Origin of the sequence: Vallitalea okinawensis, assembly GCF_002964605.1 — a bacterium.
Taxonomy (GTDB): domain Bacteria; phylum Bacillota; class Clostridia; order Lachnospirales; family PQDH01; genus Vallitalea_A; species Vallitalea_A okinawensis.
Window position 1 is genome coordinate 374,560 of record NZ_PQDH01000002.1, and the last position, 19,187, is coordinate 393,746.

20 protein-coding genes are annotated in these 19,187 nt (G+C 33.9%); 4 read left to right on the forward strand and 16 right to left on the reverse strand.

Going from position 1 to position 19,187, the window contains the following annotated elements; genetic code table 11:
• The 4 genes from C1Y58_RS06850 to C1Y58_RS06865 all read right to left on the reverse strand — a co-directional run bounded on the left by C1Y58_RS06850 (position 1) and on the right by C1Y58_RS06865 (position 6,669).
• The gene (locus C1Y58_RS06850; RefSeq protein WP_105615273.1) at positions 1-1,377 is read right to left on the reverse strand and encodes an MATE family efflux transporter; all 1,377 of its coding nucleotides are present in this window, start codon (positions 1,375-1,377) and stop codon (positions 1-3) included.
• A 227-nt stretch (positions 1,378-1,604) separates the two neighbouring features.
• A complete protein-coding gene (locus C1Y58_RS06855) occupies positions 1,605-3,161 on the reverse strand; it encodes a glycoside hydrolase family 26 protein (protein ID WP_242985351.1) in 1,557 nt (518 codons plus the stop codon).
• A gap of 43 nt (positions 3,162-3,204) precedes the next feature.
• Positions 3,205-4,923, reverse strand: a complete 1,719-nt coding sequence (locus tag C1Y58_RS06860) for a S8 family peptidase (protein ID WP_105615275.1) — start codon at positions 4,921-4,923, stop codon at positions 3,205-3,207.
• 21 nt (positions 4,924-4,944) lie between these two features.
• A complete protein-coding gene (locus C1Y58_RS06865) occupies positions 4,945-6,669 on the reverse strand; it encodes a S8 family peptidase (RefSeq protein ID WP_170311541.1) in 1,725 nt (574 codons plus the stop codon).
• A 181-nt stretch (positions 6,670-6,850) separates the two neighbouring features.
• On the opposite strand from C1Y58_RS06865, the gene C1Y58_RS06870 reads away from it, so the two are divergent.
• A complete protein-coding gene (locus C1Y58_RS06870; RefSeq protein ID WP_105615277.1) occupies positions 6,851-7,351 on the forward strand; it encodes an SEC-C metal-binding domain-containing protein in 501 nt (166 codons plus the stop codon).
• Between the two features lie 129 nt (positions 7,352-7,480).
• On the opposite strand, the gene C1Y58_RS06875 is transcribed toward C1Y58_RS06870, so the two are convergent.
• The 6 genes from C1Y58_RS06875 to C1Y58_RS06900 form a co-directional block, all read right to left on the reverse strand.
• On the reverse strand, positions 7,481-7,741 hold the full coding sequence (locus C1Y58_RS06875; RefSeq protein WP_105615278.1) for a polya polymerase: 261 nt from the start codon (positions 7,739-7,741) through the stop codon (positions 7,481-7,483).
• 78 nt (positions 7,742-7,819) lie between these two features.
• A complete protein-coding gene (locus C1Y58_RS06880) occupies positions 7,820-8,491 on the reverse strand; it encodes an NAD(P)H-dependent oxidoreductase (RefSeq protein WP_105615279.1) in 672 nt (223 codons plus the stop codon).
• A 1-nt stretch (position 8,492) separates the two neighbouring features.
• Positions 8,493-9,017: a flavodoxin family protein gene (locus C1Y58_RS06885; RefSeq protein WP_157949991.1), complete on the reverse strand. Its 525-nt coding sequence runs from the start codon at positions 9,015-9,017 to the stop codon at positions 8,493-8,495.
• A 42-nt stretch (positions 9,018-9,059) separates the two neighbouring features.
• Positions 9,060-9,566 (reverse strand): flavodoxin domain-containing protein, encoded by a 507-nt coding sequence (locus tag C1Y58_RS06890; RefSeq protein ID WP_105615281.1) that lies wholly within the window; start codon positions 9,564-9,566, stop codon positions 9,060-9,062.
• 52 nt (positions 9,567-9,618) lie between these two features.
• The gene (locus tag C1Y58_RS06895; RefSeq protein ID WP_157949992.1) at positions 9,619-10,242 is read right to left on the reverse strand and encodes a TetR/AcrR family transcriptional regulator; all 624 of its coding nucleotides are present in this window, start codon (positions 10,240-10,242) and stop codon (positions 9,619-9,621) included.
• Between the two features lie 191 nt (positions 10,243-10,433).
• Positions 10,434-11,261 carry a DNA-formamidopyrimidine glycosylase family protein gene (locus tag C1Y58_RS06900; RefSeq protein ID WP_105615283.1) on the reverse strand — a complete coding sequence of 276 codons (828 nt, stop codon included), beginning with the start codon at positions 11,259-11,261 and terminating at the stop codon, positions 10,434-10,436.
• A gap of 338 nt (positions 11,262-11,599) precedes the next feature.
• Between C1Y58_RS06900 and C1Y58_RS06905 the strand changes: the two genes are divergently transcribed.
• A complete protein-coding gene (locus tag C1Y58_RS06905) occupies positions 11,600-12,760 on the forward strand; it encodes a DUF4932 domain-containing protein (RefSeq protein WP_105615284.1) in 1,161 nt (386 codons plus the stop codon).
• 125 nt (positions 12,761-12,885) lie between these two features.
• Here C1Y58_RS06905 and C1Y58_RS06910 read toward each other — a convergent pair whose 3' ends face one another.
• Entirely contained in the window at positions 12,886-13,572 is a 687-nt protein-coding gene (locus C1Y58_RS06910) for a radical SAM protein (RefSeq protein WP_105615285.1), read from the reverse strand.
• A 172-nt stretch (positions 13,573-13,744) separates the two neighbouring features.
• Between C1Y58_RS06910 and C1Y58_RS06915 the strand changes: the two genes are divergently transcribed.
• On the forward strand, positions 13,745-14,461 hold the full coding sequence (locus C1Y58_RS06915; protein WP_105615286.1) for a queuosine precursor transporter: 717 nt from the start codon (positions 13,745-13,747) through the stop codon (positions 14,459-14,461).
• On the forward strand, positions 14,454-15,377 hold the full coding sequence (locus C1Y58_RS06920) for a nucleoside hydrolase (protein ID WP_157949993.1): 924 nt from the start codon (positions 14,454-14,456) through the stop codon (positions 15,375-15,377). The genes C1Y58_RS06915 and C1Y58_RS06920 overlap by 8 nt, the downstream gene beginning before the upstream one ends.
• An 80-nt stretch (positions 15,378-15,457) precedes the next feature.
• Here the strand turns inward: C1Y58_RS06920 and C1Y58_RS06925 are convergent, their stop codons facing one another.
• The 5 genes from C1Y58_RS06925 to C1Y58_RS06945 form a co-directional block, all read right to left on the reverse strand.
• A complete protein-coding gene (locus C1Y58_RS06925; RefSeq protein ID WP_207655721.1) occupies positions 15,458-16,138 on the reverse strand; it encodes a nucleotidyltransferase domain-containing protein in 681 nt (226 codons plus the stop codon).
• An 80-nt stretch (positions 16,139-16,218) separates the two neighbouring features.
• Positions 16,219-16,977 (reverse strand): GNAT family N-acetyltransferase, encoded by a 759-nt coding sequence (locus C1Y58_RS06930; protein ID WP_105615288.1) that lies wholly within the window; start codon positions 16,975-16,977, stop codon positions 16,219-16,221.
• A 132-nt stretch (positions 16,978-17,109) separates the two neighbouring features.
• The gene (locus C1Y58_RS06935; protein WP_105615289.1) at positions 17,110-17,655 is read right to left on the reverse strand and encodes a DUF2812 domain-containing protein; all 546 of its coding nucleotides are present in this window, start codon (positions 17,653-17,655) and stop codon (positions 17,110-17,112) included.
• Positions 17,639-17,980: a PadR family transcriptional regulator gene (locus tag C1Y58_RS06940; RefSeq protein WP_105615290.1), complete on the reverse strand. Its 342-nt coding sequence runs from the start codon at positions 17,978-17,980 to the stop codon at positions 17,639-17,641. Before C1Y58_RS06940 ends, C1Y58_RS06935 begins: the two co-directional genes overlap by 17 nt.
• Positions 17,981-18,146: 166 nt before the next feature.
• The gene (locus tag C1Y58_RS06945) at positions 18,147-19,097 is read right to left on the reverse strand and encodes an AraC family transcriptional regulator (protein WP_105615291.1); all 951 of its coding nucleotides are present in this window, start codon (positions 19,095-19,097) and stop codon (positions 18,147-18,149) included.
• Positions 19,098-19,187: the final 90 nt, after the last annotated feature.

Genomic DNA, 19,187 nt, shown 5'->3' on the forward strand with positions numbered 1-19,187 from the left:
TTAATCAAAAGCTTCGTGAACAACGGCTTTATCCATCCATGCCCCCTTTTTATAATAATAATACATAAATAGAAAACTAACCACAAAAGATAAACCCATTCCTAACCATACCCCTTTAACCCCCAGCGTCGTAAAGGATAAGATGTATGCAAATGGTACTCTAAATCCCCACAAGCAGATGAGACTCAACCACATGGATAAAGATGCTGCTCCTGCTCCTTGAAAAACATGAGACATGACCATCCTGCATGCAACAAAGGCAAAAAATAAGGTCACACCATAGACGTAGTATCTCCCTAACTCGACAACTGCATGATCTACATCAAATAATGTAAAGAAAGCTGTTGGGAAAAGTGCTAAAATACCTCCTAAAACTAGAAGTATTACGAATACAGACTTCATGGCATATTTGCCACTTTCATAAGCACGTTCTTTTTTCCCTGCACCGAGATTCTGTCCGACCATGGAATTAGCAGCCTGGGAAAGCCCTAATGCTGGCATGAATAGCAGTGAATCCAATCTTGAACCAATACCATGTACTGCAGTTGCTATTTCACCAAAGCTATTGACTCTTGCAATGATAACTGTTCCTCCAAGACTAATAGCAGCTTGAGAAATACTTGATGGTATACCTATTTTAAATAGTTGTCTCGTAATCTCCCAATCAACTTTGAAATGCTTCAAGTTCATTTTTAAAAAAGTCTTCCCTCGTACTACAACATAAAAGATATAAATTGAAGCAATTAATCGTGAAAAAACTGTGGCATAGGCTGCCCCAGCAACACCTAGCTCTGGGAACCCCCACCATCCAAATATTAAAAAGGGGTCCAAAATCATATTAAGTATACCTGATAGAATCCCCGCTATCATAGGCGTTCTCGTATCACCCACCCCACGTAGTATACCACTCATGATAAAGAATATAAACATGAACAGCATACCTACCATAATAATAATAAAATATTCTTTTGCGACTGGCATAATATGATCCGGTGTCTGAAGTAGTCTGAATAAAGGTCCTTGAAATAAGATACCTGCTAATACAAAAAATAAGGCAACTGCTCCCACAACAATTAAAGAAGTATAGGTGACTTCTTCCACTTTCTCAAACTTTTTTGCACCATAATATTGTGCAGCTAATGTGGCTGAACCTACACCCAACCCTGCCGCTAAAGATACTAGTACAATAATTACGGAAAATGAGATGGTGACGGCTGCTATGGCTTCAGTACTATTTTCCAACTTACCAACCCAAAAGGTGTCAGCCATGTTGTAGGCGACTTGAATGAGATTTCCAATCATAATTGGCCATGCTAATAGCCATAAATTCTTTTTAATACTTCCCTCAGTAGCATCAATATTTCCTCTTTTTTTCATTAGTTAATCCTTTCATATCCTCATCAAACATTTACATATATATTAACAAATTCTTCTATCATAATCTATTATAGACTATTTCTAATGACAAAAATAGTTTTAATTCATTTTATAGAATTTGCATTAAGTGGCTAAGGTCACATTAAACTGAAATAGGAAAGTACGGTTCCTTCTTACACTATAAAAAATCAGCCTAGCTTATGCAATCTAGACTGTGTTGTTCTTACTTATCGATATGCTTCTAGTCTATCTTTGAAAATGTCTTTTATCGCCTCATTTTCATCCAGACGGTATATTCTAGCTGGTTGCTTATCTGCATCCCAGTCAATACCATTCCACCATATAGCTACTTTAACATGATCATAGTGATCAATCCTATCAAACATATCATTAATCCACTTAACCTTATCACCACCTACTGAATTAGAGCCAAATTCTGTAATCATAAAGGGTTTATTAAACACTTCCATGTACTCATCATAAAGGGGGTCATAGATGGCTTTGAATTCTCTCCAATTTTCTCCTGTATAGTAGGTCCCAGTATTGTATCCTGTTAAGCCAATGATATCCACATACTCATCTCCAGGGTAATAATTCAAATAATGATTCCATTTGAAATTCGGGAATGAAATATCATTTGGATTCCAAACCCAGAGTACATTATCTACACCTTCATCTTCGAATATTCTGTAGATGTATTGCCACACCGCTTTATATAGACTAGTATCCTTAGATGAGTAATAGCTAGAGTAAACGCACCAATCACCATTCATTTCATTATTTAAACGGAATAAAACAGGGTGCCCAAATCTCTTCATCTGTTTAGCGTATTCTATAATAAAATTATCATGCTGACCATCTAAGATCTCATATGTAATACTAGCGTTATCCCTTCCATCTAAGAACATAGTTTGGAGAGTTAGTTCGACGACTCTTCCATGCTCATAAGCATTTTTCATCTCTTTCATGGGAAACCCCTCACTGGATAGGGACTGGTATTTTAATAAAAAGTCGAAGGTAAAGTTCAACTCGCTTTCTAAATTACTAAGAAACTCAAAACTTTGGGGTGCTGAGTTCTCAAATATCCCCCATGTTAAAGTGCTATCATCCGCAAAATATTGTTTATAAAATGCTGCTGTTTCTTTGTTCCAATCTCTTTTTTTATTCTTAAAGGTAGTTGTAAACTGAGGAGTACCTTTTCTTTCTATAAGTTTAAAGCTTTCAAGAAAACTCATATAATCTTCTTGATTATTAAAAGGTACCGTTGACTTTATGAATACTGTGTAGACTTCCTCCTCATTCTTTACGATATCTGCACTAACATAATAATTCTTATCATTATGAACTCTTTGAAGCTTATCTCGTTGCCACATTAATAGTGATACATCCATACCATTAATGGACACTTCTTGTTGCACCACCTTCTTATGGTCTCTCTTATTTTCAAGAAATTGATTACTATAATTGGTATAAACGAAAGGTGAATTAATCGTATCACTGAAATTATCATAATAGATCTCAATCTGTTTATCCTCATCTACTATAACAGTCCTAATAGGAGCTAAGGATAAATCAACCTTCATTTCCTTAGGATATTTTAATGTATAACCTGAGGAAAAGTCTATTAGCCTATAATGCAGGTCATCAGAAGATTCAATGATCTTTATATCGTCGTCTTCAGTAAAATTTGCTTCCCTAACTATTTCATTGTTCTTAATATAGTAAACATCCTGTTGCTTGTTAATTTGTCGCAGAATTATAGGCGTGATCAGGCAACCAATCAAACATACCACTAATATCGTCATCTTTTTAGCAATAACAAATCACCTACCCACTAATCACTCGGAATGTGTTAAACAAATCTAATTCACCATACCCCCACTCTTTATTTGGATAAATCATACCTGATCTTCTCATTGCACCTCTCGCTAAAAAAGTCTTCGCTGCAATGGTATTGATTGTCGGCTGATTTTCTTTTACAATCCCCCATTCTAATAGAAGAGCACATGCACCAGCTGTTATTGCTGCTGCTACACTGGTACCAGATAGTGCACCATATTGACCTCTTGGATAGGGACCTATAACGTTAACTCCTGGTGCAACGAGATCAGGTTTAATACGCATATCTGTTGTATATCCTCGGCTAGAAGGTACATAGAGGCTATTGATAACCTCATTAAATGCCCCAATTGTTATTGTTCCCACACTTGCTGATGGATTAACGATGGTTGTGTCAGGACTCGATTGCAAAAATATTGTATTATCATTGATTAAACCCCGGACGGGTAACCAGATATCAAACTCACCATTGATAATAATATCCCCATGGACAACTATGGTCCATACCCCTGGTGTTGGACTGATTATACGAACATAAACAGCTTCTTCACCTGTACGTTCTTCAATTAATTCATAGTTAACTAGAATTTCTGTAGATTCAAGGGGAAACTCCATCCTTTGCCACTCCCCGGACTTAAAGGGTACTTTCCCTGTGCTAGCCCCACTAGGTGAAATAAACTCAACCGTTAACTCGTCAGGTAGGCGACTCCACATATTGATAAACAAACCTCGCTCATCATCAGAAATATTTAGCTGAACCTCTTTGGTTCTCTCATCTCCCTCAAAAATTCCATGATAATGATGGGATGCATCAGCTTCATTTCCAGCAGCAATTACACTGATGACACCATACAAACTACCGTAATCTGCAAACTCTCTCTCAAGAAAAACCGTACCGTTATGAGGTCCTTCATTAGATCCCCCTGCAAACAATACTACAAGAGGTTGATCAAATTCTCTTGATTTCTTCACGAGATAATTCAAGCCTTGCATGATATCGTTTGATTGAAAAGCAATAGCATCCTCCTTTACCTGATAATAATCCAATAAGCACTTCTTAGCAGGCTTTAACTTAACAATCACTAGATCCGAATCTGGTGCTGCACCACTGAAATTCTTACTCCTATTAGGTCTACCTGCCGCAACCCCAGCAATAAAAGTCCCATGACCAACTTCATCAGTGGTTGGTACTACTTCTAAAGGGTTCTCTGCTTGCAATGCCTCGTTTATTTTCTCCTTTGAATATTCCACTCCATATTGAAAGCCATCCGGAGGATTTCCAGTTTCTGTCTGATCCCATATACTCAAGATCTTGCTGGTATTATCCTCATAAACAAAAGCTTCATGGGTATAATCAATCCCTGAGTCAATAATGCCTATGATAACGCCCCTACCTGATAAATCCAGCGCTTTGCTCTTCAACACAGGACCAATTCCTGCTGTTTCAATACTGCTCAAACTGGAGAGTGCATAGATATTAGGTATAGGCATGTATCTAAATTGTCGATAGAATTCTTCACAATTCTCACCATTCAACTTAATATGAAAGATATAATCTGTATCAGTCAGCTTTTGAGTACAAGCAGCTCCAACTTCTTTGGCGATATCCTCCACATCTGCTAATAGACCAAATTCATAGAGGTCAGCATAATCATTTGATTTAATAATTGCATCACAATCTATATCATTATTATTATCTTGTCTCAAAGGACTCCTCCCCTTAACTAATTACCTTTCTATAATCTTAAATGTATTTAATAAGTCTAGTTCTCCATAACCCCATTCTCTATTTGGATAAGTTATTCCAGTTCTTCTCATAGCACCTCTAGCTAAATGTGTTTTTGCAGCCATTGTGTTTAATGCTGGCTGATTACCTTTAATAATACCCCATTCTAATAAAAGAGCGCTGGCTCCAGCAGTCATAGCAGCTGATACACTGGTCCCTGACATAACACCATATTGATCTTTTGGATAAGGACCAAAAACATTAACTCCAGGTGCAACGATATCAGGCTTAACAAGGTTTTCGGTTGTATAACCTCGACTTGAAGGTACATAGATACTATTAATAACATCATTAAAAGCGCCCACAGTTATTGTTCTTTTATTGGCAGCTGGATTAACTATAGTCGTATCAGGACTTGGTTTCAGAAAGATAGTATTATCATCAATTAAACCTCTAACGGGTAACCAAATATTAAATTCTTTATTAATAATAATCTCTCCATAAATGACGAGTGTCCATAATCCTGAAGTCGGATTAATTATTTTTATATATATTGCCTCCTCAGCTGTCCTTTCTTCAATTAATTCATAATCAATTAATATCTCTGTAGATTCGATGGGGAATGCAAACTTCTGCCATTTACCAGATATTGCAGGAACTCTATCTGTGGTTTCTCCGCTAGGCGAAATTATCTCAATTTCTAATTCATCCGGAAGACGACTCCATAGGCTTATAAAAAGTCCCCTTTCCATCTCTGCAATATTTAATTGAACCTCCTTTCTCTTTTCCTTCTTTTCAAAAACACCGTGAAAGTGATGTGATGCATTAGCTTCATTGCCAGCCGCTAAAACTATAATAACACCGTATGATCTACCCATTTCTGCGAATACTCTTTCAGGCAAAGCATCTCCATTATGTGGACCTTCATTTGATGCCCCTGTAAATAATACAACGACAGGTCTTTTTAATTCCCTAGCTTTTTTTATGATATAATTTAATCCTTGCAAAATATCATTAGACTGAAAAGCAATTGCATCTTCCTTTACTTCAAAAAATTCCAGAATGCATTTTTTTGATTCTTTAAGTTTTACAATTATTAAATCTGCATTAGGTGCTGCACCACTAAAATTTTTCTTTCTGTTTGGTCTTCCTGCTGATATACCCGCAATATAAGTCCCATGACCTATTTCATCACCTGTTGGTACAAGTGATAAGGGTGTTTCGGATTCTAAAGCTTCATTTATTTGCTCATCTGTATACTCTGTTCCATATTGAAATCCATCTGGTGGACTTCCAGCTTGGGTCTGGTCCCATATACTTATAATCTTGCTTGTATTATCTTCATAAATAAATGCTTCATGAGTATAATCTATACCAGTATCTATAATCCCAATGATTACACCATTACCTGAAAGATCTAAAGCTTCACTCTTAAGCACAGGACCTATTCCAGCAGCCTCTATACTACTCAAACTCGATAGTGTGTATATATTAGGTACTTTTAGGTATGGAATACTATTATAAAATTCTCTACATGCACCCTCCCCCACCTTAATATGAAATATATAATCCTTATCCGTAATCTTTTGTATGCATTCTGCGCCAGCTTCTTCTGCAACTTCTTCTATATCTACATCAGGTAATAACCTTAACGCGTAAATATCTACATAATCCTCTGAGGTTATTATTTCATGGCAATTGTCTAATGCATTATTATTTTGCCTCAAACTCGTCCTCCCCATTAACATCAATCCGTTACTTTACCCTAAATATATGAGCTACAGCCTATATGTATACCACTAACTCCAAAGCGTTTAATTTATATACCATTAGGTGCATAATATATGATATAATACTTAGGAATTAATTTAGATTAAATATATTAACAACACGAAAGGAAGAAGTTGAATGTCTTTATATGAACAATGGCAAGGACAAGCTTACGTTGAGCGCACGCAAGAAGAATACAATGCCTTTTGGGAAGCTTATCTTGTAAAGGAACAGAAAAATTATGAATATATTTTAGAGCATAAAGATGAAATGATTGGAGGACCACTAAGTCAACTAGCTGAGAAATTTGACATGGACTCTATCACTTTCACCGGATTTTTAGATGGTATTAACACAAGTCTTACAGAAACGCTGGATTTAAATAGCTTAACCGAAGAAAGCCAAGTAACACTTTCTATTGATTTTGAAAAACTTTATTATAATATGCTTGATGCTAAGGCAGATTGGCTTTACAACCTTCCACAATGGGAGCATATTTTAACAGAAGAAAAAAGAAAAGAAATAAAAAAAGAATTCAATAAAGCGCATATCGTTGTTAAAGATAAAAAAATCGGCAGAAATGACCCCTGTCCATGTGGAAGTGGTAAGAAATACAAAAAATGCTGTATAAACAAATAGATAAAGTAATAGTACAAAGTGGCTAACGCCACATTTAAACTGGTGATAGGAAAGTATGGTACCTTGCGAGCAAAACGCAGTACTTTCCTATACTAAAAAGCAAGTGAGCCTACTGGGCTCACTTAATCTTTACTCTTTACCAAGGCTCTTATCGCCTGACATTAGAAAGTTCATCATATTCTTAAAATCTTCTTCTTCATAAAACTTCAACTGCATTTCTTTGATGATTGGGTTATCCAGTAGATTAGCAACCATAATTATTTGTGAGAGTTTTGATTTCATATTAAGTACATCACCTTCGTTAGTGATAAGTTCTACTTTACCTTTACATTTATTAATTCTTTCAAATAGACCTTCAGTATTTTTAATATTGGATAATGTAATTTTCATCTTGCAATCCTCCATTATAACAGCGTATTTGTTATTAGTGTTACCTTATTACGCTTTTAATATGAAGGTCTATTAATATTATTCAAGATAAACTTTTTTTGTAAGGTCTTTGATCCCATTCTCTTTTCCTAACTTCCTCGATTGATGGTTGAGAAAAGCTGCCAATGGTCTTAATAAGATTCTAGGAATTTTGACTGTTATCAATTCTTGTGACTTTGAAGATATTTGCTTTCCTTGGAGGGCATCTTCTAAAGCCAATTTAAAAGCTGCAGTAATTTTTCTTCCCTCTTTCCCTAGATTTTCTACTAACTTACCATTTAAAATTGCTCCTCCTCCATAGCTTAAACCACCTAACCATTTCATACCTGTTTCTTCAGCAAAGAGCCTACAAGATTCGATAAGAGGCTCGTTACGTGTTATATCAGGAAAACCACATTGCCCTATGGCAAAGAAATTTTTTCCTCGAAGATCTGTTTGAAAATCAGCAGCTAACTTTTCTAGAAACCACATAACTGGATAAGGTAGCGTATCCACATAGAGTGGGGCTACCAAAGCAATCATATCGCTTTTCTCTATATTATATTTTAAACCCTCTAAGCTTATCTTTTCATCAAAAAAGTCAATAACATGCAGAATTTCTGCAGTATGACCTGCTTCTTCTATTAGTATTTTGAGGGTTCGCCCAAAACTAAATGACGTTCCTTTTTTTCGTGGGCTACCATTGAAGATAAGAAGTTTTTTATGTATCATGTTATATGACCTCCATAAGGGCATTAGCCACTTCAGTCTCAATCACTTTTAGATCTTCTAGGGAACGGTATATGAGGGCTTTTGCAGAGGATAGCATGTTTAATGCGTTATTCTCTACTAAGGTTTTGAAACATCCTACTTGGGCAGGAATTTCTTTTTCTACCACGCCAATTACAATTAGTGTCTTGCTCCCATAACGGGAAGGATGTAAAAGATGACCGTTCTTTACCATATACAGTGGTAATGCTGTCAACGCCAACTTATCCACAGCTTTTTTTAGTAGTGAGGAATAACCTCCAAATGTGATAGGGGTGAGCATGATGACAACATCACATGTTGCATAGCCTCTTAGAATTTCAGGCATATCATCTTCTATCACACATCTTCCAGGTGTCTTATGACCACATGCACCACAGCTTCGACAAGGTGATATATGCATATCTTCTAATCGAAAATAAGCATATTCTTCATTTTTTTTACAAAAAAAATTACTTAACCATGTCCCTAAAGGATTAAGATTTTTCATACCATCCAGCACTATCGTTCTTATGACGAACACCTCCTGCGATTATGCATTATTCATAGCTTTTGCAAACTTCTGTATGTTATTATCTGAAATCATGTCTATTACCCCAGCATCATTTTTAACTGGGATACCTTTATCATTCTTTGTCACCATTTTTATGATTAACTTTTCAAAGAAATTCATGTCTTTGAAGTCAAATACACCACCTAAGGACTCCATCACGACAGCATTTCTAATCAACTTATCTGGAAAAGACTCTTTTAATTGATTTCTAGCTAAGTCTCCCCCTTGCATACAACTAATAAAAAGACCCACCTTTTTATCTTCAAGAATCTGAATATGATTGTTGCAAAACTCACTGACTTCTTTTTGTATACTCCCTGCATAGATTGACCCACCAATAATTACTTTATCATATTGTTGTAGATCAGGTATTGGATTGCTTTTAAGATTACATTGATCGATTTCACCTATCAACTGATCCGATAATAAACTAACACATTTCTTTGAACCTCCGTGCTTTGTGGCATAGATCATTAATGTTTTCATCTCTATCCATCCTTTCACAAATAACTTTATTTTTTAAAACTAGTTAAAATCATTACTCCTCATCTATTGACATAAGTCCATTCAATACCAGTTCAAAATGATGATCGATTAAGCGATCGATTTGTACTTGCGGCACATCTTTTTCCATTATAAGTTTCATGACTAAGCCAAAAACAGACGTCCATAAAATTTGAGCCGTAAGTTCTGGATCACACGGCTTATATCGCCCTAATCGAACTCCTCTCTGGATATTTTCACATAGCATCCCCATGGTTGGACTGTTTTTAGATACGCCCTGATGGAGTAAACTTGTTTTACTAATTATTAAGGGATCATCACTTAAAATAAAGGCTCTATATTCTTCTGGCGCAACTAGAGCAGCCTTTATATATTTCCTAAAAGATTCTTTCATTTCTTTTTCTGGTTCATTCTCATTTCTCTCTATAGATTGAAGTGAAGTTAATATTCTTCGATATTCTTCACTGGTAAGTGTTTCTACGATTTCATTTTTATCCTTAAAGTAATGATAAATGATAGCAGGAGAATAATCGATAGCATTCGTAATTTTACGAATGGAAAGGCCTTTAACACCCTCTTGAGAAATTATTTTTCTTGCAGCATCCAAAATTTTAAGTTTAATTTCTTCCTGTTTACGTTTTTGTCGCTCTTTACTCAAACTAGTAACCAGCTTTCCCTTTTATTAAACACCGTTTAATAATTAAACAGTGTTTAATTCCATTGTATTTCTTTTCAATCTATTTGGCAATACATTTGGAATAAAAAGAATCTTAAATTTATCTTAAGTGATTCCTGATTTGAGGTCAAAAAAATCGGTTGAGAATTTCAAATTCTCAACCAACTCTTTTGTTATTCTTCTTGGCATTTTTCGCAGTAGTATATACTCCCCCCCATATATGCTTTCTTGATTATTTGTCCGCCACAGATTTCACATGGTTGATTAACTGTTCTTTTACTTAATTTAGTCTTATAACCACCAAAACAGCCAAATAAATCTTTCTCTGTATCTCTTCCTCCTTGTATCGTCATTTCAAACAAGGTATCTTTAATGGATTGAAAAATCCTCTCTTTTTCTTTCTCAGAAAGGTTATTTACTTTCTTTTTTGGATGGATTCCAGCATTATAAAGTATATCTTGTAGGACCCCATTACCTAACCCAGGTATACGTTGTTCTGTAGCCAATAAGGCTTTAACACTTTTCTTTTGAACACTCTCTTCAGAAGTTATTTTCTTGAAATATTTTTCATTGAATTGGTCAGAGAGCGGGGATGGTTTTTCCTTAGCTATAAAATAATATTGATTATCAAATTGCCCTTTTTTGAAGCACCACATACCACCATACATCTGGACACTGGCTACAAGAAAGCTCCCATCTGTAAATTGAATGCATAATTGATGCTTCTTAGGTAGTTTGCTTTTATCACTGAATAACCTTAAGGCTACACCGTCTCCTAGTACCATCCGAACATCATCTAAATATACTTCAATTAATCCTCCATGATTAACTGCTTTATTTATTTCTTTTCCCTTTAATAAAGCATCGTATTCTTCAGGATCACCTGCAAACCATGCAAACTTATGAGGTGACTGATTCGTTATAACTTTTTGAATGACTTTACCAATCAATAATTCATTCATCTGTTCAGCTAGAACCGCAGCTTCTGGTATTTCAAGCATTATTGAAACCTCCCATATACATTTGAATTTATCTCTCGTGGAAATGATTCTTTACCTATTATACCTTATAATACCATAACTTTTACGACAACACTATGTCATATATACATGAAAGTTATACTTCTTGTACCATATCTATTCTACTTTTCTACTACGCAATAATTTCTGTTACAGTATAGTAATTACCAGCTTTAACTACGCAAGGGCTTTCCTATATTTTGAACATTATTGATAAACTTACTAAATAGGTGTATAATCTAAATGCTGCTATTATTGGTTAATTATTATATCATATAACAGCAGAAATATTATCTTACTGATGAAAAGGAGATGTTATCTTGAGGTCCAAGAAAACAGTAATTCCGGTCCTTATTGTTATAGCTATTATCGTTTTATTATCCACGGGTTGGATACATACGTCTCAAAAACAAACTGCAGATTCTAATGTAATTTATGTTTCAAATGACACCGTCAACTACAAAATTTATACGAACTATATGATGGATACATACATCATAGCTAGTGCATTATATTTGGATTTTAATAGTTCTGTATTATTACCCTATACAGAAAGTCACGAAATCTATAAGAAGGCAAAAGAATACTTCTCCCCTTATAAGGAACATCATTTTATAAAAAACTTTAACGCATATGTAAATTATGAAGATATCAATGGTGATGTTATTGGTATTTTACTAAGTTGTAGTAATGATCCTTCTTTAACACCTATCCATGATTTTGATGATAAATATCTTCAAGGGGTCTTTAAAGACTTAGAAGTAATTAATGCCTTTCTAACAGGGCTGAAAGCTTTCTATGAAGATACTCATGCAGAAGATTTTTTTATGGAAAATGCAAAATTGTATACAGATATGAATAACTATATACTTAAACATATAGATGATACCCAAATCACAACTCTTATTAGTAATACTGAGGCTTATTTGGGCACAAAGGAGAAGTACTTTGGTGATTCATCTATTGAATACGAAACAGTCTTAACCTTATTCAGACCCTCCATGGCATCTTTTTACTCTCTGAAGACACAAAATGGTTATAAGATTGTAACCTATCAGTCACCTAATGACTTCACCCAGAATCCCTATAAATATGATATTGACTTTATGGTTGAATCAGCAATCCATGAATACCTTCATAGTTACATCAACAAACCTGTTGCTGAGCAACGTGAACATATAAATGCATTAATGACTAACATAGATAAGAAGATATTTATGAAAAATCCTATGTATCAAGGTATGCCATATCATAGAATTTTTGATGAGTATTTTGTAAGAGCTATTGAGGGGAGAATATATAAGGAAACTTTTGATGAAAAAAAAGCTTTAAATACCATCATCCATAAAGAAGTAGAATACGGTGGTTTTAATCAATTGATGGGACTCTATCAAGAGCTTGACAACTACGAAGAAAATCGAGATACCTATACTGACATGGATACATTTTTACCATCTTTGATTGACTTGTTAGCTAACTAATTAATTGATTTACACAGTAATATTAGCTATAGAATATCCATATTAGATAGGAATGCTATTAATGCTTCAACCTAATAACATTCCTATACTAATTTATGTTCATTAAATGATTCCTATCGGTATTTTTAACCTACGCCAAAATCAGTATTTACCCATAAAACTTCACATTTCGATTCTTGCTCAAGCGATTTATATTTTTTTTGAAACCATTTTATTAGTTCATGATCTGGTTTAATGGCTGTTGAATTTTCTGTATATACATTTACTGTGAAATGACTAAAATGTTCTCTTGCTAGATCAATATCCTTTTTAATCATAGCCTTTGTTTGTCCTTCAACTCCAACTAATAGACATATAGAATCAAAAAAACCCTTTAACTCACCAATGTCTTTATATTGAAACCCTTTCATTAATACCTTTTCTCTAAATTGCTCATCAAAGGTTTCTAAACCTGTTTTAAACATTATCTTAACATTAAAAAATTCCCTAATCTCATCTAGTCGCTTTCTATAAATCCAATGCGCTTCTAGAAAGAGGCAATTAATATTACAATCAACAATTGTTTTTCTTATAGCTTCTAATGTTTCTTTAGGAAGTTCAAAAACATTACCTGAATTAATAACTTCCAACACCCCAAACTCTCCAGTTACCTCATCTAATATCTCTTTATTAATTTGATTAATATAATTAATATCTTTTGAATTATCCTCAATATAGTCACAGAAAGTACACTTCCCCCATCGACATGGTGTAGATTTCAACATGACTATTTCTCTTTTAAATTTTTCAACTATTCGACTATATCTTATCATTTTCATCACCTTGAACTAGTATAACATAAAAATCTGCTTTAATTAACACTTTCCACATTGTAACAAGTCATATAACTTGAAATTTAACTGATTTTAGTTTATAATATATCCTGTTTGCATAGAAACCGCAGTTCGAAACCATCCTGCGACATCAAAACTAGGAGGAATTTGAATGAATAACTTATTAGTATTTTTAATTTTTGCTGTTGTCAACTTTGGACTTATAGCAACAGCTTACAAGTTTTTTGGAAAACGTGGTATTTTAGGTTACATAATTTTAAGTGTAATCGCTGCTAATCTACAAGTCAATAAAGGTGTTATGTTTGACTTTGGATTATTTGAGCTAGAAGCTACTCTTGGCAATGTTATGTTTGCTGGTATCTTTTTAGCTACAGATTTACTTAATGAAAAGTATGGCTACAAAGAAGCCAAAAAATCTGTGTATATTTCAATCTTTGCTAACTTATCCTTTGTTCTCATTATGTATATTTCTACATTATTTCAAGGACTAGAATACAGCAAGGATTTTAGTGAAGCACTTGAATTATTTTTCTCCATTAACGGTGGAGCATTAAAAGCCGTTTTAGTTGGAAACCTTGTTTATCTGATTAGCCAAACATTAGATGTTTATGTTTATTCAAAACTCAAAGCTTGGAACGACTCAAAAAAATATCTTTGGCTTAGAAATAATGGTTCAACCTTTATATCACAATTAGTGGATTCAATACTTGTTACCGTTGGTTTTGCTCTTGTAGGCATTTTCCCAATGGATATTGTTGGTACTGTAATCATTACAACTTTAGTTGTTAAATATATTGCTGCCATTATTGATACACCTTTTATGTATATTATGTCATACATTACACCAAAGGATGATGTTGATGCATAAAAAAGTCATTATTGATGCTGATTGTGGAATTGATGATGCTTTAGCTTTGATCTTTGCCATCAAATCCAATCTTAACATTATTGGTATCACAAGTGTAAGCGGTAATGTCAATAGTTTAGAAAGCGCTAGAAATATTAAAGCTATCTTACAACTTCTTGAAAAAGAGATCCCTATCTATACCAGTGATCTCTGTAACCTTCATGGTGAATTCATCGATGCAAAAGATACCCACGGTGAAGATGGTTTAGGAGAAACTTACTATGGTAAAGACTATGATGAGCACTCCATCGTTAAAGCTGAAGATTTTATATTGGATGTTTTATCACGTTATGAAGATGTGGATATTATTGCATTAGGTCCACTAACTAACCTTGCTAGGGCTTATATAAAAGATAAGGATACATTTAATAAATGTTCATCCATTCTCTCTATGGGAGGCACATACAACGCATTTGGCAATATGTCTCCTGTGACAGAATTTAATTATTATCATGATCCTAAATCTGTAGAATTAATATTAGAATCTAAAGTCCCTATGACTTTAGTTACTTTAGATGTGACTCGTAAAATATTTTTAACACCAGATATGACTTTTGGTTTTAAAGAACAAAACGATATCGGTCGTTTCATTTATGAAGTTACACAATTCTATATGGATTTTCATAGAAAAGTTGAAAACTTTGATGGTTGTATTATTAATGACATATTAAACATCGCCTACTATTTAGATCCTACTGTTTGTACTGGTCTGACAGCTCCAGTAAAAGTTGTTACAGATGGCGAAACACGTGGTCAAATTTTAGTTGATGCTTGGAATATGTTTTATCCCGAACAAAAAGAATGCTTGGTACTTAACCAAGTTAATGCTTCAAAAGTCATGAAGCTATTTATGCAAACACTTGAATTAAAACAATAATATATTATATATAAACTAAAGCCGAACATAGGATATGTTCGGCTTTACTATATTTTACTAAACCAATTTTTCCTATTGGTTTAGTCATACTCCTTCATGTAATTTTCAATTAGCTTCACTCGATCATTTCTTCCTCTTAGCTTATTAACATAAAGTTGTAGGGATAACGGAGGCACTTTGATTTCATATCCATTCCAAGTTATTACTTCTAAATGCTCTTTTGCATATGGACCACAGTCTACAGGTTCAGGGTCATCTAAACAAGCTTGAGGGTCAGATGCTATATCTATTCTTGCATGTAAAAAGAGTACGCCAAAATCTTTTGTTAACCATCCATTTGTATCAATGATGGGTTCAACAATATAATTAACAAAGAGTTCACCTATTTTGTTAGCGTCCTTAGAATCAATCATTATATCAACATCATGAGGATTCAGTGGGATTCCTCTAATACAAGCTGCACAACTTCCCGTCAACCACCAGTCAATCCCTTTTTCATCAACTTTCTTAGCAAATTCTAATAGAGCCTTTTCCCAAGGAATAGGTGTAAAATAACCTACTTGGCTAAACATTTTTTCTGCATTACTTTTATAATTATCTTTGATTCTGTTCATGTTTGGGGTATCTTTTAAGAATAGTTTTTTATAGCTATCCTCATCTTTTTCATAAAAACACATCTCTAAAATTTTCTCATACTTCACATCAAAATCAGAAATCCTAAAAACCGTATAATTACCACTATCTTCAAACGTTATCTTCACTATCTCATCTCCTTTATTATGCTTATACTTTGCAGTATAGCACTATAATAAGAGACTTTTCTTGACCAGAATTGCTATCCCTATTCCACTTGATCCATAATCTTTATAAATTTTTTTTCAGCAGTAAGTTCTTGAGTTACAAATTTTCCTTTATAAAATAAAGAATAGATAGTAAAAGGTGAAGGATTCTTTATTGCCTTATCTTGGCTATCAATTAATACTTTCTCATAGATATATCCACTATCCTCAGCAAGTTTGGATTGAAGATCAATATAATATTCCATATAAGGACATTGGTTAGAATAGAAAACCTTGAAACCGCCGTTATCATCACATACCCCTTCTCTTGCAATTGGCAGAAATTCTGGCTTTTTTATCTGATCTTTCAGAGGTAAGTATAGTAATTCAAAATATGGCTCTGATGTATCACATGTTTCAAAACCCTGATTTACAAAAAACTTTTTATCTGACATAAAAGGTCTCTTTTTATCGCTACATAAGACAATGATACCATCTTTCCCTTTTTGTCGGCTGTCTTCGATACACTTATTTAGAAGCTGTTTCCCATATCCATTCCCCTTATATTTTCCAGATACCCAGAAACAATTAACCACCATGTAGTTAGGTGCTTGTACTGGTAAATAGGCTATTTCTGACGGACAATACTCGATAAAGACTTTGGCTCTTACATTTAATTTAGTAAAAACATAACCATTTTCTATTTGCTTTTTTAACCAATTTTTTTTAGCTAAATAACCACTCTTGCTTTTCTTATCAGAAATTGCACAGCATATATGCTCATCATCAAGATTATCTACAGTTAAAGTTATAAAATCCATACCATCATCTCCTTGCCTAAAAATTATCTCATGCATACAACTATATTAACAAATACAATGCGACAACAGTATGTCATAATCAATAAAAGTATAAAATATTAAAATAAACACCTTTTTCAAGGTGCTCAATCATTATTCATAGAGTTGTTTTTCTTTTTTCATATGATATATTCTTTTCATCTGTCCCATGGCCATAGATGTAAGTTTCATTCCTATAAGTAAATTAATTATTCCTACAACCAAATTCATGGTTGGTTCTGATGTATGATGTGTTAATGGCAATAATAAATTAATTATTGCACATAGCAAATTCACAACTCCACCAATACCTTGTAAACTTACTATTCGTTTATGGTGCTTGATACGCATTTCATAATCTGAATAGATATCAAATGGACCGCTATCAGCTTTTTTTCTAAGGTAGACCCATCTGTACCATGTTGACATACATTCCACACCTGACTCCTTTAAAAACTTAAGATACGCTTTACTTTCAGGATGTGATGGAAGGTTTTCTAATAATTCAATCCTATAAATATATTCACCAGACTGACCTTCTTTAAATAAGTATCTTGTAAAGGAATAATCAACAAAATTTATCCCTTTGACTGCCAGCTCATTCAGCCACTTTTCTTCTTTTTCATAGTCAAGAAATACTTTTCTAATAACATGTATCATCCTTCTCACCCCTCACAATTGTTTTACCATTTATAATTAGCTCTTCTAATCGCTTAATCTCACCCTCTATAACGCTACGTCCTTCATCCGTTATTTCATATTCCTTCTTTCTACTATTTTTACTTTCACCAAGGGCTTTTATCCACCCCTTTTTAAGCATCGTGTTGATTGCACCATATAAGGTTCCTGGTCCCAAATTTACACGCTCTTTACTAAGTTCTCTTACAAACTGCATAATACCATACCCGTGCATGGGTTGATAAAGTGCTAATAAAATATAATAGACTGCTTCGGTTAAAGCCCCATGTTCGTCACTTTTAGGCATTTCATCACTCCTCACAAAACTATCGTCTAATGTTATATCGTTAGACGATATATCGTAACCTGATTATATCACCTGCCGATATAGTATGTCAACATCAATTATATATTTGCCACTTACACAAAAACCCCTGTAGTTGATTTCAATTCAACTACAGGGGTCTTATGGACTATTTTTCTTTTCTTTTTACTGAAACTATAATATCCATTTCAGGAGGATTCATAATCATATCTTTAGGGGCTCTTTGAACTTGTTCAGGTAATGGATGATCTTTCAAACTGCGACAATCATATACTTCTGCAGCATAATAACCAGTCATCTCATAATCACTATTGGGTAACCATGTTTGTAGGAAATAAGCGAATGCTTTATCAAGGGCAGCATTTGTCAATTGATAAAAATCCTCTCCAGAGAATGTACATACAGCAAAAAATCCAGATGGTATAGTAAATTGATCATATTGCCTGTGTTCATCACAAAACTCTTGAACCTGCTTTGCAGCTAAATAGTTGAATTTTCCAGTTATCTCAGAAGGTAAAGAGATCCCATATTCAACATGGGGTGTACAATCTTTACTGATTGAGTCTCTTATAGCATTGTAGTCACTCCAAGCAATACTGGGATTATCTTGCCCCGCAGGCTCCATAGAACACTCTTTTAAAGTTCCTACAAGCTTAATATCATCAGTAATCTCTTTGGTATTTATTTCAAGAACTATACCAGAAGTAATTAAAGGCACGCCTATGTCCGCATATCTATACTTTAGAGATAAATCTGTTTTATAAAAGTGAGCAAGAGGTATATTACTCTTTTTATATTCAGTTGGCGTCATTTTGTATATGGCCTTAAAGGAACGTATGAATGTTTCAACATTATTAAATCCATAGTTAAAAGCAACATCTGTAATATTATTACACTCTTTAATTTCATCTGACGCCCTTGCTACACGTCGCAATCTTACATACTCCATAACCGTCACGCCAACGAGTTTATAAAACAATCTCTGAAAATAAAATTTAGATAGCACAGCCATTTCTGAAAGTCTGTCAATACACAATTCTTCGTCTAAATGTTCTTCAATATAATCAATTATCTTTTGCATATCATCATAATGATTCATAAAAACTTACCTCCATTTGCATTTTCTGACTTCATTATAGCACTATCTTCTCTATACTTCTTGACTAAAAATGCCTTTTTAAACCATTAT

Coding starts and splice junctions, on each gene's coding strand:
- C1Y58_RS06850 (WP_105615273.1), bottom strand. CDS start 1,377: ATGAAAAAAAGAGGAAATATTGATGCTACTGAGGGAAGTATTAAAAAG.
- C1Y58_RS06870 (WP_105615277.1), top strand. CDS start 6,851: ATGTCTTTATATGAACAATGGCAAGGACAAGCTTACGTTGAGCGCACG.
- C1Y58_RS06875 (WP_105615278.1), bottom strand. CDS start 7,741: ATGAAAATTACATTATCCAATATTAAAAATACTGAAGGTCTATTTGAA.
- C1Y58_RS06880 (WP_105615279.1), bottom strand. CDS start 8,491: ATGATACATAAAAAACTTCTTATCTTCAATGGTAGCCCACGAAAAAAA.
- C1Y58_RS06885 (WP_157949991.1), bottom strand. CDS start 9,017: ATGAAAAATCTTAATCCTTTAGGGACATGGTTAAGTAATTTTTTTTGT.
- C1Y58_RS06890 (WP_105615281.1), bottom strand. CDS start 9,566: ATGAAAACATTAATGATCTATGCCACAAAGCACGGAGGTTCAAAGAAA.
- C1Y58_RS06900 (WP_105615283.1), bottom strand. CDS start 11,261: ATGCTTGAAATACCAGAAGCTGCGGTTCTAGCTGAACAGATGAATGAA.
- C1Y58_RS06910 (WP_105615285.1), bottom strand. CDS start 13,572: ATGATAAGATATAGTCGAATAGTTGAAAAATTTAAAAGAGAAATAGTC.
- C1Y58_RS06915 (WP_105615286.1), top strand. CDS start 13,745: ATGAATAACTTATTAGTATTTTTAATTTTTGCTGTTGTCAACTTTGGA.
- C1Y58_RS06920 (WP_157949993.1), top strand. CDS start 14,454: ATGCATAAAAAAGTCATTATTGATGCTGATTGTGGAATTGATGATGCT.
- C1Y58_RS06930 (WP_105615288.1), bottom strand. CDS start 16,977: ATGGATTTTATAACTTTAACTGTAGATAATCTTGATGATGAGCATATA.
- C1Y58_RS06935 (WP_105615289.1), bottom strand. CDS start 17,655: ATGATACATGTTATTAGAAAAGTATTTCTTGACTATGAAAAAGAAGAA.
- C1Y58_RS06940 (WP_105615290.1), bottom strand. CDS start 17,980: ATGCCTAAAAGTGACGAACATGGGGCTTTAACCGAAGCAGTCTATTAT.
- C1Y58_RS06945 (WP_105615291.1), bottom strand. CDS start 19,097: ATGAATCATTATGATGATATGCAAAAGATAATTGATTATATTGAAGAA.